12 protein-coding genes are annotated in these 14,066 nt (G+C 53.6%); all 12 read left to right on the forward strand.

Annotated features, from left to right (window positions below):
- The first annotated feature begins 20 nt into the window (after positions 1-20).
- Positions 21-2,330, forward strand: coding sequence for a M23 family metallopeptidase (locus tag PseuLF5_RS13320; RefSeq protein WP_267795788.1), 2,310 nt, complete (start codon positions 21-23; stop codon positions 2,328-2,330).
- Entirely contained in the window at positions 2,330-2,905 is a 576-nt protein-coding gene (locus tag PseuLF5_RS13325; RefSeq protein ID WP_110599816.1) for a hypothetical protein, read from the forward strand. Before PseuLF5_RS13320 ends, PseuLF5_RS13325 begins: the two co-directional genes overlap by 1 nt.
- Before the next feature lie 203 nt (positions 2,906-3,108).
- On the forward strand, positions 3,109-3,858 hold the full coding sequence (locus PseuLF5_RS13330; RefSeq protein ID WP_267795789.1) for a lysozyme inhibitor LprI family protein: 750 nt from the start codon (positions 3,109-3,111) through the stop codon (positions 3,856-3,858).
- A 197-nt stretch (positions 3,859-4,055) separates the two neighbouring features.
- Complete coding sequence (locus PseuLF5_RS13335) at positions 4,056-5,183, forward strand: lysozyme inhibitor LprI family protein (RefSeq protein WP_267795790.1); 1,128 nt, start codon at positions 4,056-4,058, stop codon at positions 5,181-5,183.
- 46 nt (positions 5,184-5,229) lie between these two features.
- A complete protein-coding gene (locus PseuLF5_RS13340; RefSeq protein WP_340133856.1) occupies positions 5,230-6,597 on the forward strand; it encodes a lysozyme inhibitor LprI family protein in 1,368 nt (455 codons plus the stop codon).
- Between the two features lie 204 nt (positions 6,598-6,801).
- Complete coding sequence (locus PseuLF5_RS13345; protein WP_340133733.1) at positions 6,802-8,196, forward strand: TIGR01777 family oxidoreductase; 1,395 nt, start codon at positions 6,802-6,804, stop codon at positions 8,194-8,196.
- Positions 8,197-8,205: 9 nt separating this feature from the next.
- Positions 8,206-10,656 (forward strand): alpha/beta hydrolase, encoded by a 2,451-nt coding sequence (locus PseuLF5_RS13350; protein ID WP_340133734.1) that lies wholly within the window; start codon positions 8,206-8,208, stop codon positions 10,654-10,656.
- Between the two features lie 20 nt (positions 10,657-10,676).
- A complete protein-coding gene (locus PseuLF5_RS13355; protein ID WP_340133735.1) occupies positions 10,677-11,381 on the forward strand; it encodes a hypothetical protein in 705 nt (234 codons plus the stop codon).
- A gap of 88 nt (positions 11,382-11,469) precedes the next feature.
- Entirely contained in the window at positions 11,470-11,925 is a 456-nt protein-coding gene (locus PseuLF5_RS13360; RefSeq protein WP_340133858.1) for a hypothetical protein, read from the forward strand.
- A gap of 4 nt (positions 11,926-11,929) precedes the next feature.
- On the forward strand, positions 11,930-12,793 hold the full coding sequence (locus tag PseuLF5_RS13365; RefSeq protein ID WP_340133736.1) for a tetratricopeptide repeat protein: 864 nt from the start codon (positions 11,930-11,932) through the stop codon (positions 12,791-12,793).
- 2 nt (positions 12,794-12,795) lie between these two features.
- Entirely contained in the window at positions 12,796-13,554 is a 759-nt protein-coding gene (locus tag PseuLF5_RS13370; protein WP_222834052.1) for a lysozyme inhibitor LprI family protein, read from the forward strand.
- 43 nt (positions 13,555-13,597) lie between these two features.
- A complete protein-coding gene (locus PseuLF5_RS13375) occupies positions 13,598-14,038 on the forward strand; it encodes a hypothetical protein (RefSeq protein ID WP_340133737.1) in 441 nt (146 codons plus the stop codon).
- Positions 14,039-14,066: the final 28 nt, after the last annotated feature.

The raw sequence follows: 14,066 nt of genomic DNA on the forward strand, positions 1-14,066 counted from the left end.
ATAAAATATGGACCATACCTATGTTGATTAGCCCTCCATTTCTTCCTGCTCCAACCGCTGGAGAGAGCGACGAAGCGTATTTGAATAGAGCGATGCTGTGTGGAGAGCCGGGCGATGGCTTTTTCCCGATCAGCTTTGATTTGAATTGGCACGGGGGGACTCACCTAAAAGCGCCCCTTTTGGCTGGAAAAGTACTTCCGGTCCGGGCCATTGCTGACGGAAAGCTAGCTTATTTCCGTCAACCAACTCCGGTAGATACTGCCGACGATGCGCCTTTGAACTATGGCGGATGGACAGATAACGGCTGTATTGTCCTGCGACATGAAACAGAAATTGGCGAAGGTGAAAGTTCGAAGGTCGTTTTTTATTCAATTTATATGCATCTTTCGAAAATATCGTTGGTAAATCCAAAAGTTGATATGCGGGTTTATCGGAAAGATATTATTGGTGAGTCAGGAAAAATCTATGGCGTGCCAAACAAGATTCATTTTGAGATCATTGCGGATGATGCTCAGATACCACATCTGTTCGGTCGAACTGAACGTGAGCTAATGTATCAAACCAAAGCTGGTCGCACAGATAGCTGCTGGGGCGATATGCATTTTTATTTACCGCCAGAAGTAATAGGCTATTCACAGCCCGCAGCTAATTGGACTGATCAGAATAGTGCAGGCGATTGTCTGGCTCGGCCACCAGAAGACTTATTCGTACGTATGCATTACGAAAAAGGGCAATGCGTTTTGAGTACTTACACGCTTGAGGGTAAGTGTATTGGTGAACATAAAGAGAGCGAAGGCTTCGAATACGACCTGTTTGAAATTGCTGGCTCTCGTTACCCTGCTTGCCCAAGCGCAGGTTATGAAATGCTGCGATTCGGTCGAGTACTAGGTCCCGATTCCCTTACTCCAGCCAATGCGGCACATTGGAGACAGGTAGCACTACCAACAGGGGTGGCTTGGTTCAACTTAAACGCTAGCACTGTAACCTGTTTCAGCGACGCGGATTTTCCGCATTGGCTAGGTTGGAAATTAATTGATGACGATACCGATGAAGACAGCCACTGTCAGTCGCCCTATCTAAGAGCATTGTTGAAGCTAGATGAGGATCCGCTATTTCCCCCATCTCGTAGTATTGTGGAAATTTCCAAGTCGCCAGATTTTAAACATGCACCAGCAAAGCCAGAAGAAGATCACGTTTATAGTAAGAGTTTTAGGATTAAAAAGCACAACCAAGAAATAATTCAAAAGGAAGAGTCTCGAAAGCAATTGGAAAAATGCGTTTTTAAGTTTCCAAGCGAGTGGGGACGTGAAAATTTTGATACTCGATATGGCTGGCTTTTGAGCGACTCCGAGCTAGGGCCAGCGATGCCTAAAATTGATTATAATCAGTTAAAGGAGCATCAAAAGGCGATGGCCTTCTGGGAGGATGCAGGCCTGAAGGATATTAAGGCAAAGCACTGGCACTTCCCTCCAAAGGAATTTATTCATGTGTTTAGGAAATGCGGTTGGTTGAGTGGTGAGGAACTAACCCAATTGCTTCCGACTAGCGCTCTGCGGATAAAGGATTCAAACTTGGTTTCAGAAGGCGTTACGTTGAGTGCAGTAGCTCAACAAAATATTGGGGATCTGAAACGCCCTTTAAATAAGGCTTTGCAGAAGTTTTTGGTTGCCAATAGTACATTGCGGATGGCTGCTTTTTTTGGGAATGCCACTCAAGAAACCCAATGGTTAGGGAAAATGCATGAAAATAATAGTAGCGCGAAATATTTTCCCTGGGATGGTCGTGGGTTACTGCAGTTAACATGGCCTGGAAACTATGTAAAGTATTGGAAGTTCCGTGGTCGCAAAGTGCCCTCTCCATTAGTAAGCGCGCTTACAGCCGCGCATAAGTCTGCGGATAACACCGGTAGTAACAGCCACCTTGCTGATAGTCAGTTGACGCCCAAAGGGCTGACTGCAGAAATGATTCGTTGGCGTGACGATGTAGAAAAGAAACCAGTTGATGCTACCAACAGTGCGGGAGCTTATTGGGCTTGGACGCAGGCAGCCAAATTGGCTGATAAAAGTCCTGTAATGGAGCGAGTTGTTAAAGAATCCGGCGGGAAACAATTTGTGTACTATAGTTGTGAGGTTTTTGGACAGGTTGCCGCAACTGTGAATTTTGGTAGTCCGGTTCATGATGTAACTAAAATCAACAAAGTAAACGGAATAATTGCCCGCAACCAAGCGTATACCAACGCTTTGGTGGTTTTAACTGAGCAGATGAACTTTCCGGACGCTAGTGGAAAAATTAGTGAGCTCCCAGATCCGTTTAAGGCGAGGAGGCAGTGATGAAGGTTTGGTTGATTGTTTTGGTTCTTTCATTTTCGTCGATCTCGTTCGCTAATGAAGCGAATGTGAAGTCGTCGGTGATATTTGCAGATCTCAATGTGTGCAAATTTAAAATGAATAATTTGTACGGAGGTGATTATGAGGTGGATAAGGAAGAAGTGCCTGCGCTCTTATTTTATTCGAAAGTTATTAAGCCTAATTCTAGGCGGCCGATAGAAGTCGATTTGAAATTTCGATGTGTGGACCCCGCCGATGCCCAAACTTTTGCTAACTTTTCGGGCGGGAAAATGACTGACAAAGGATGGGTCATGAGTTTGGATCCAGATGTTGAGGCTGACACGTCCATGCATAATACTTTTTATGTATTAAAAGGGAAGAACTGGGAAGGCCCAGCGATATCTCAGGACGTTACAAATGGTGAAGAGGAGGACCGAACGCGTGGGTTTGGATTCTGCATCCCCCATGGATCTGCTGCACTTTGTGGAGGTGGAAATGTGGCCTACTTGAATGATCTAAATGGCTCTGCGTTGAAGGAGGTCATTAAGATGGTTGAAACTATTGAGTTTGTTGAGTGAGGCTCTAAGGTAGAGGAAGGATTTGTTTTCATCTGGATTTGTTAATAATCAAAGGGGACGGATTTATTTTTTGCGCTCGACCGCTTTGAATTTGGTTGAGAACTTAAATAGGTCTGGCCCGCTTGTCGGTTCTCACTCTATCTTCTGTCGCAGGCCCGTTCAGAATTGAACGGATCACTGAGTTTTTTTACGGACGCCAAGGAATGCAGATTTTCAGATTCAGCCTCATTTTTTTACTTTCAATACTGCCGCCTGTGGTCTTGGCTGAGGGCACGATGATTGCCACCATCCTTCAGGCCGACTTTTCCAAGGACCCGGAAGTCCGGTTGCTTGTCAGAGTCGTCGATGTGGGTGGCGGTTCGGATACCCCTTCCATGGCGGTTCGTAATCAATGCCTGGAGAGGAAGGTGTCCGCAGAACGTCCTGGGCCGGATCCGTGCTTTTCGATAGAGATCACTGAGAGCAAAAAGCAACGGGCCATTGTTCGGCAAACGCTATTGAATGATCCTCAGCGCACAACCGACCCTATCTATTTGGAAATTGTTTATCGCTCGGAGGTCAGCGAGAGCGATCCGACGAATCACCATCAGCGACTCGCCACACTGAAGATCGAAGAAAACGGCCTCTACAATTGGAACAATGAAAGCGAACAGGCATTGGCGGACGTTGAGTGGTTTCCCTCGGGAAATGGTGTTCTTGATCTGATGGTTCCTGACGCGGATGCATTGTTGAACTCTGTATATCGGGATCGTATGAGTCGGCTGGACGAAAGCGGTCAGAAAGCACTGAGGGAAACTCAAAGAGCCTGGATGAAATTTCGAGATGCGGAGTGCCAGTCCGACCCGAAATCGAGTAAATCAGTTTTCGGTGAGTGGTCCGATGCCTGCCTAATTCGCGCGACGATAGAGCGTGCTCGCCATTTGGCTTTGGCACCGGACAAGAGCAGACGTTGAAACGGACAAGTCGGAGCATTGGGGCGAAAGCGTCGACTTGGATGAGCATGAACAAAATTATCTTCTCTTTTTTGCGCTATTTCCTTTACGTGTGAAAGGGGACGGATTTATTTGTTGCGCCAAAATTCTTTGATTTTGAGGCGCAGCGTAAACGTATCCGTTTCGATGGTGGGAAAATTTCTTTGAAGGCTGATTCAATGAAAAATTTACATTCGCTCCCCTGCTTTTTATCGTTAACCTTTTTGCTATTCAGTTCTGCCGCATTTTCTGCGAGTTTCGACTGTCGCAAAGCTTCGACGGAAGTAGAAAGAAAAATTTGTAGCTCTCCTTCTTTGTCCGCAATGGACGAAAAACTCAGTGAGGTCTTCAAACCGATAAAACATCGGCGGGCCTTGCAAATAATCGAAAGTGACTGGCTTGAGTCAGAGCGTAATTCCTGTGAGTCAGTGGAGTGTTTAGAGGGCGCTTATATTCAGCAGATAAACTTTCTCACACCGGTTTCTATCGCGCCTAGGCCGGAACAGAAAGATATTAAGTTAATGTTGGGTGATAAACCCTACACACAGTTTGAGCGCTCATGGAAGGTCATTGATTTAGCAGGGCTTCCCAATGAAAAAGGGGCTGTCGAACGATTTTTGATCTCAGCTGAAACAATTTCAGGCATGTTGCATGTCATCGTGTTTGAGGGGCATTTTGATGCGGCGATGCTTGCGTACCGGGGTAATCTATATGAGTACGTTGATCGCAACGACAGGCCGGTATTGCACACGATTGCGAAAAATATCGGTTTTGATGGTGCTCTGAGTTTGGGTTCAAACGACGAAGGGAAAAGGTTTGCGGGAATCTTTGATGGGGCGTTTTACTATCGACAGCAGCTCTCTAAGAATCAGCTGCGGGGGATGGTTTATAAGCTCGGTTCAAAATCTCCGCCAGTGGAAAGCAGTTTGCTGTTCCAGCAGTGGCCAAATACTGATGAAAATGCTGTTAGTGGTTTGACATTCGGCTGGGGTGGTGAGTATGGAAAATTGCAAGCGTACTACTCGCACACCTCAGGGTATGAAACGATAGCGCAGGCTGGTCGGCCCGAGGCCGGTTGGAATATATATGCTCCGATTTGGAGCAAGTCACGGCCGACGTTTTATTTCAAGAATGGTGATGAAACTATTTGGCGTGCCAATGTTGCGGATAAGACGTTAACAAAAATTGCGAAGGCTAGTGATGAAGGAATGATCCAGAATCCTACCCCTGTCGATATTAATGGGCGCGAAGCAGTCGTTTATCTGAATGGATCTACTCTGAAAATGGCTATCTCCCTTGAAGAATAAGAACGACTTAAAAATACACTTTCGCAAAATATTGTTGGAATTTGCCTTGAGTAAATATCTTATTCCGGTGCTGCCCGCCGTGCTGATTGGTGGTTTATCTCTGTTGGGGGGGCATGCATTTGCTGGCGATGCATGTGCCAATATCACTACGAACTCGCAGAGTGAAAGATGTTCTGTGAGTGCCAAGGCTGCAGCAGATACGCAGTTGAATACCAGTTATCAAGAACTGATGGTTCGGCTCGAGGGTGGGTACCAAACTGATCCAGTTCTTGCTGCGAACCAAAAGGCAACGGTTCAGGAGGCTCAACGCGCCTGGATCAAGCTGCGCGATACCGATTGTCTGGTCGATGCGTTGGAGACGAAACCGGGCTCTTCGGCGCATGTGGCAGCGGTGAACAATTGCATCGCCAGTATGAGTCGTGACCGTTCAGTGTTTTTGGACAATATCGCGTCCGATACCGGGAGTGGCCCGACAATTGGACGTGGCTCGTGCCCTACGCAAGACTTTGCACAGTTTCTTCCAGCATTCTCCGCTAATGTCGAATCGCAGAAGCGACTAACTGCGCAGGCCGTGAAGCTATTGGTGTTGAAGGGGACGTCGGATATAGGACGGATAGTGACTCACGTCACTGCAGTGGTGGGGCGCGACATGGCGTTTCCCTTAATGGCTGCGGTGCCAGATGGGAAAGTCGAAGGAATAGAGATCGAGAAGGTGGATGACCGCCACGTTAACGTTGTGGATAAACGCGCCGGCAACAGCAATATCAAGATTTTCAACTTTTCGCGGAAGTCCTGCTGGACGCTTGATGGGGTTGAGGACTGGTCGATTCCTGATAAAGAGCTTTCTGTAGCCAGTACGCGGAAAATGAGTCGTGCGGAGAATTTCTGTTGGCAGCGCGGACAAGGATTTGCTGGCTTGGGCGGCCTTGAGCAATACCGACTGACAGGAGAACTTTTTGAGGCAACTTTGGAAAATTACCTGTGCGCGGCCGCTTCAGGTGATCCTATATCTAGTTCGGCTGCGGCCGGGCTGAGTCTGTCGGGTATGGCCCCGCAATTGGAATACGGCAAAGTTGAGGCTCTTTTCAAAGCAGCAGCCGTTGATTCGCCGAGCGGTGCTGAGTCGTTGGCTGGCTTCTATTGTTTTGGCAATGAATTGGCCGGTTCAGGACCCTGCCAGCGCCCGCTGGACGTTGAAAAAGAGTTGATTCGTGCTACCACCATGGGATCAACGCACGCATTCGTTTCGTTAGGCGATTATTGGAAAAGCGGCGATCTAGGAAAGAAAGATACTCCTCGCGCCTTGGCCTGTTATCAGCTTGCTGCCGACAAAGGTAACGACTCGGGCATCAATGCGATTAAGCGACTTCAGTCCGAAGTGGCCGAACCGATAGTGGCCAGCAGCTGCTTTTAGTGCGGTTAAGTGAAGAAGGGCGTTTATAGCGCCCGACGCCTTTTCACCTCGATGTGATCAAACGCGTTCCGCCACCATGGCTAACGCGTTTTCATATGCGCTGAGCCAGAATCCGCAGCGCTTGAACGTTTAATACTTGAGCATCTGACGACCGCGATTTTCCTTTAAACTCCCCACCCCCAAGGAATGCGCTCAGGACACGGAATGCCAGCCCCCTCGAACTCCCTTCGCCCCGCGTTAGTGCTCTGGCTATACGCCGCCGCAATCGTGCACATTCTCGCCGGTCTCACCCTGACCTGGGCCGGGCATTCCGGTTTACTCGACGGCTATCTTGAAGTTCTCGAACTCGCATTCTGGGGCGCCGATGCGGTACCTGCGGCCGGCCACGAACAACAAGTCTGGTGGCTCGCGCTGTTCGGCGCGACGCTGCAAAGTTATGCGCTGTACATGCTCGCGCTGGTGCACTTGGGCAATCGCTTGAAAGCTCCAGCAGTGTGGGGATGGTTGATCGCCGGCATCCTGTTATGGGCGCCGCAGGACATGTGGCTCTCAGCGCAACAACAGGTCTGGTCGCACCTGTGGCTCGACGGTTTTGCGTTGCTGGTGTTGTTGCCACCGCTATTCTGGCTCTATCGTAATGACCGTAGAAAATCCCCTTCAGTAAAGACTCCGAGCCAATCCAATTCGTTTGCCGGCGGCGCTTTCAAGCGCGTGCTGATCACTGGCGGCACCGGTTTTATCGGTGAGGCCTTGGTCAACCAACTGCTCGACGCCGGCCACTCCGTCAGCGTACTGACACGCGATCCGTTGAGCGCAGCCAATCTATTCAACGGCCGCGTCCGCTGCGTGCATTCGCTCAGCGAACTCAGCCACGACGATACCTTCGACGTAGTGATCAATCTCGCCGGCGCCCCCGTCGCCGGCCCACGCTGGACTCCCAAACGTCAGGCGCAACTGCTCGCCAGCCGAGTCGGCACCACCGAAGCGTTGATGACCTGGCTGAAAAACAGCAAGCACAAACCAGCGCTGTGGATTCAAGCCTCGGCCATCGGTTTCTACGGTGTGCGCGATGCCAGCGAAAACCTCGACGAATACGCCAGCAAGGGCGACGGCTTCATGGCCGAACTCTGTGCGCGTTGGGAAGCCGCCGCGCAACCGGCTACGGAATTTGGCGTGCGTCAGGTGGTGCTGCGTCTCGGTGTGGTGTTCGGACCGGGCGGTGCGTTGACGCCGTTGCTGATGCCGTTCCGCCTGGGTTTCGGCGGGCGCATGGGCGATGGTCGGCAGATCATGAGTTGGGTGCATCGTGACGATGTGCTTCAGGTGATCGCGCGGGCTTTCGACGACGACACTCTGCGCGGCACCTACAACATGGTCGCGCCCGAAACGGTCAGTCAGGCAGCGTTCGCCGAGCAGGCCGGCAAGGTCCTCAAGCGCCCGGTGTGGTTCCACATTCCCGCCGCGCCAGTGCGTGCATTGGCAGGGGAAATGGCTCAGCTGTTCTTCGACGGTCAGCGCGTGGTGCCGCAGCGTTTGACCGAGGCTGGCTACACATTCCGTTATCCAACCCTCGACGCTGCTCTGCGCGATCTGACCTGAGGATCGTCCATGAGCAAGCCCTTGATGTATCTGCTGGCCGGCAACGGCAGCGCCGCCGATTGGTGGGATGACGCGCTGCCGCACTTTCAGCGCTACGACGTGGTGCCGCTGGAGTTGCCGGGCTTCGGCGCCAATCCGCAGCCGCCCTGCGAGGATCTCGCGGACTACGCGCAGACTTTGCTGGCGATGACGCAGCAGGGCAGCGCGATCATGGCGGTCGGGGTCAATGCGTTGCTGGTGCTGCACGCGTTGCAACGGCGGCCGGGACACTTTTCTCGCAGCGTTTTGCTGGCGCCGGTCGGCGCGTTTTTGTGGCAGCGGCGCTTGCCGGCACTGATGTCGCCGCTGCCGATCCGCAAGACCATCCACTGGCTGCTGTCGAACAAACCCGCGCTGTTCGCGCGCAAGTTTTCCAACCAGACCTGGACACCCGCGCAGTACCAGCGCATGGGCGACGGCTATGCGTGCTGCCGTGCGTTTGTGCCGCATTGGGATCTGATCCGCGCTGATACTGCGTTGCCGCTGCTGGAGTGGATCAGCGATCCGGTCGAGTTGGTTTGGGGCGATCAGGACGCGGTGCTCGGCATCGAGCAAGCGGCGGCATGGTCGGCGATTCTCGCCCGCGCTGATCTGACCATCAGCCTGAAGCCCGGTTGGGGTCATTACCCGTGGATCGACTCGCCCGCGCAGTTCGCGCAGTGGCTGGAGTCGGGCGAGCGCGGGTTTGTCGCGCACACCAAGGGCGGGCGTTTGCACTTGGCTGAGCTGGCGCGGCAAGCGGTGCCGGCGGCGCTGACGATCAACGATTGCAGCGATCCGCGTCTGCCGACATTTCTTGCCGCCCAACCTGATGTGACATGGGCGGTGCGCTCCTCCAGTTACGGCGAGGATCAGGCAGATTCGGCGAATGCCGGTTTGAGCACGACCTATCTGCGCGAGCCGTCCGCCAATGTGCCGAAACGCATCGCCGAACTGACGGCCGAAGGCGTCGAGGAAGTGGTGGTGCAGCGCTTCATTACGCCGGTAGTGTCCGGGATCGCTTTTGTGCGACATCTCTCGGTAGAACTGGAATGGGTTGAGGGCCATCTCGAATCGCTGGCCGACGGTCAAGTCAGCCCCTCGCGGGCAACGCTTTCGCGGGTTGGCGATGCCTGGCGTAGCGGCGCGTTCACGCCATCCCACGGCTTGACCGAAGAGCGGCTATGGCAATTTCTGCAAGACGTGTTGCGGGTGTTCCACTACGTGCCCGGCGACGTCGAATGGGCCTGGGACGGCACGCAATTGTGGCTGCTGCAATACCGGCCGATCAGCGATTACGGCTGGCGTCGGCACCTGACCGCCGCCAACATTGCCGAGATTCTGCCGCCGCAACCGAGCGTTTTTGTGGAGTACGCCCAACGCCGCGCGGCGGCGAGTATCCCGGCGATCATGGCGCGCTGGGATGCTCGAGTGTTGCAGGACAATGAGCCGTTCACCGCCGTGTTCGGCGGCGCGTCCTACATCAACAATGACCTGTTCCTCGCAAGGCTGGCCGACTGGGGCATCAGCGCCGATAACTACGCCGGTGAAGTCGGCGGCGCGACGCCGCATCTGCCGTGGCAACCGCTGAAGATGCTGCGTTCGTTGCCGCTGTTCCTGCGTATGCAGCGCATTGCCCGAGGTCATCTGCTGACGCTTGAGCGTGGTTTGCAGCGTTTCGATCAGGAGTTGACCGACCTCGTCGCCCAGGGTGCCGACGGCCAACAACTGGCTGACTGGTTCACCCGGTTTTACGTATTCGTGGTGCAAGGCAATCTGTGCATCGCCACGGCGCTGGCCAGCAGCGGCGGCGATTGGCTGGGGCGCCCGCCGACCGCTTACGACAATCTTGAAAACAGCCCCCATCGACTGCCATGGGAAACCGATCCGGCCACCCCTAGACCCGCGTCGAGTGAGCTGCCATTACAACCATTCCCGCAATGGTCAGGGCTGATCCGCCTCGCTCATTCCACCGGCATGCCGGGTCTGCGCGGCTACTACCTGCAAGTGCGCGAGTGGTATCGCGACAACCTCATGCGCATCTTCTTTCGTCTGCACCACGCCATGCCGCTGGCGGATCGCGAGCACTGGTTTGCACCGCATCCCGACGTTCGCACTCGAGACGGCAGCTTCTGGCAGGACGGTCGCGAAGGTGCGGAGCAGGCGACTGGGTTCATGATTTATCCGGGGCAGGTGCAAGGCATCCTCGGCGAGGACATCTTGCTCGAAGACACCCTTGATCCGGGACGGCATGCGCACTATCAAGCCGCGCGGGCGGTGATTGCGCGGATGGGCGGGCGGCTGTCGCATGGTTCGACGTTGTTGCGGGAGCTGCGCAAGCCGTCGGCGGTGATACCGCAGGTGGATCAGGCGTGGGTGGGGTGTGAGGTGGTGTATCGGGATGGTGAGTTGGAATTGATTAATTCGAAGGATGCGAAGTGAAACTACGATACCTCCGCGAATTGATCTTTGGTCTGGTCGCGTTTTTACAGGTGGATTATGTGACTGCCGCAGGTCCTGTATTGGTCGGTAACGAGCCCGGCCAGTCGCCGGTTGCGCAAGGCCCGACCGAGACAGTTGTAGACATGGGTTCGTGTCGGTTCTCCATGCCGCTGCTGCAGAACCAATGGCTGAAGTTCGACGATTTCTATTCGGTATTTATCGCAGCCAAACAACTGCCCAAACCGTCCAGCGCCCCCAGTTTGTGGCAAGCGCAAACGTCGAGTGGTGCCGACTGGCACTTCGAGAAACACGGTGACCTGAGCCAGCCGTGGTTTGGTTTGATGTGTGAAAACTCGGAGTACTTTTCGCTTCTCACCGACTGGAAACCCCCGGTAGACGATGCATTTGCGGTGCAAGTCCTGCGTGACGACAACGACCGCAGGTGCCCGGCGACCCTTACCGATCAGGGCTGGGTGCCCAATTCGCTGGCCGGTCGTGCGAACACCTACACCTTTGAGCAATGGGGCGAGGAGAACTCTTCGGGATTCATTTTCGGTTTCCACGACAAGTCACGACGGCAAATTACCCGCATCGCTTTTTGCTTGCTGCGAGGTAAAGCCGTGCTGATCGGCTCGGCGGAATCGGGCTCATCCGCCTCGTTGGCGATCAGCAACGAAGGATTCGAGCAAATCAAGAAAGCGGTGCGCGGCATTGTCTTCGAATGAACACACCCACAATGACTTGCGTCGATGGAGTTACAGCGTGAAAGGATTTTTGGTTCTTCTCGGCAGCTTGATATTGGCTGCTGCGTCCATGGCATTCGCTGCCGATCCAGCCTTCAAGGATTACACCGTCACGCCAGTTTTCACCGGTCCCAATCATAAATTGGTACCCCAAGAAAACAGCAGTCCAATGATGGATCAGGCGCGGGCACAAGCTCTGAAAGGCAAGGTCAACTTCGCCGGCCATTACATCCTGCACAGGCTCGGTTGTGGCGGTAGCGCGATTTGCGGCGAAGTGCTGGACGCTCAGACTGGGGAAGTCGTTGGCGGTCTGCCGAATGCTTACGACGGCAGTACGTTCTGCATGGTTTACCAGCCCAACAGCCGCTTGATCATCGTCTCCGGCATCACGCTCGACGGTGAAGAGGACGCCCAAGGGAATGCGTTGGAAAGTGGTAACCGGGACCGTTACTACGAATTTGTGAACAACGAATTCCGGCTGCTGAGCATGATCGATGTGGAATCGTCGCCGATGGATGAGGAGTGAGTGGATGAACCGTCTTCTCGCGGGCAGCCTTAAGCGGATGATGATTGTCATGAGCCTGTCAGCTTCAGCCAATGCCTTGTCTGAAAATATTCAGATCGTGGGGGTTGGCGGGAACTTAGTGACGCTGAATGACAAGACATGGGGCAGGCCTGCTGCGGAGTCGGCGGTCGCCTCGTTTACCGCCAATGGAAAAACTTTTCCCCTCTATGTACCCGCGGTGGGTACTGAAACGCATGAGGCTTGGTTAAGTCCCGACAAGAAAACATTGCTCCTCCTTCAGACTCTTTATGGCGTTGTCATTGGCCAGGAGGGTGAAGAAATCCCGACAGAGGAAACTGGTTGCGGGGTCATTTCGATGGAGACCGGTTGTGTGCTCAGTCAGCCCGCAGCCAGGTTTTGCTACGGCAAGTGGGAGGGCAATCGGTGGACTTCCGGGGAAGAGGATGCGCCTGATCTCGTCATGCAGACGCCGTCTCCAAAGGACTTATTGAAGCAGGTCTCAAATATTGAGATGCCGCAATCTCGCGTGGAAGAACTCGAATTTAATCTTCGCACTATAAGTCCAGAGTCCTATATGGCTTGTCACCCACCGGCGCGCAATGTTCAAGCTTTCAACGACCTGGCTTTCTACTTGGCCGAGGGCGGTAGAGATGAACTGGCGCTGAAGTTTTATCGCGGCGTTGAGGTCGTCGGTAAACGCACGGTGCTGATGTTGAACATCGCCGATTCACTCTGGCGCCTTGATCGCAAAGATGAAGCGCAGCGCTATTACAGCCAGTACCGCGACGCGATGAGCGCCGCCGGCAAGGCGCAGAAAATACCTCAACGTGTAGTTGAGCGATCCGTCATTCAGGGAATAAAAAATTGAACATGTTTGCGCGTTTTATCGCGTTGTCCTTTGGATGCCTGTTTGCCTCCTGCGCGATGGCCGAGGACGACTGCAAAGAAATCACCGTGAGCGCCCAGGTCGATCGGTGCGTGGAGGCAGCCCGCAAGGAAGCCGACACGCAACTCAATGCCAGCTACAAGAAACTGCTGGGACGGTTTGAGGCTCAACAAGCGCGTGACCCTGAGCAGGGTAAAGCGCTGGTCGCCATGGCCAGAGAATCCCAGCGCGCCTGGATCAAGCTACGCGACACCACCTGCCCGCTTGAAGCCACGGAAATCGAGCCTGGGGTGGCAGCGCATGTCACGACGATCAACAACTGCGTGGCCAGAATGAGTCTGGAGCGTGCGGCTTATCTGGACACGATCGTCGCTGATGAGCCGGGTAATGTAGTTGATCTCAACAAGGTGTACCTGTCCGGCTCCCAGCGCTTCGGCGATGTCGTGGCACGTTATGTCAGCACCTTTGGCAGCCCATGCCTGACGGTCCAGATACTGGCGCCCAACGGCGGTTGGAGGGTGCTGTCCTCCAAGCGTTTTTGCAGTTTCGAGGGCAAGGCATTTTGGACGGACTATGCCGATGCCGGGTTTGAGGATCATGCGTTTGCCGAGGATGGGTTGCACGTGACGCTCAGTTTGACGGAGCTTCGTGGGCTCGGAGAGAGGCGCCTTGCCTGTGTGATTCCGATTCAGAGCGAGCAAATCAAAGAGCTGAAGTGTGGCGCGCTTGAGCCTGGTGCATAACAGGTTTGAATAGTTTGCTGATACCCCTGAAACCGCTAAAGGAATGTTCGGTTTGAAATTTTCGTCTGCATTGTTTTCTGCGTTGCTCGTTTTCGTTCCTCTGGCGGCTCATAGCGAGGTCACGACCGAGGTTTTTTGCTTCCGCTCCTACGAAGGCAAACCCATAAATTTTGAATTCAGAACCTATTACGACTCTGTCGCCAAATGGAGCGGTGCTGGCGTCAAGTACAGCAAGTCGAAACAGGCTATTGGGCTGGTTCATCGCAGTACTGAACAAGAAGAGCTCGTGTATGGCCGGCCCTACCAGTACACGACAACTTGGGTTGAAGTAGTTGATGGCGCACTGACAGGTGAGTATCAGATGGTCACTCAGGGTGGCCGGGTTGATGCGATGTCGTATACGAATTACAAATCCGCAAAGAAGTATTCGTTTGAAAACGATTACAACGTGGATGCGAAACCTGAAACAGGTTGCGAGTGGTGAAGCAGGGAATATTCAGAAAGGGGACTTA

The sequence above is a fragment of the Pseudomonas sp. LF-5 genome (assembly GCF_037626295.1).
Lineage (GTDB): Bacteria > Pseudomonadota > Gammaproteobacteria > Pseudomonadales > Pseudomonadaceae > Aquipseudomonas > Aquipseudomonas monsensis.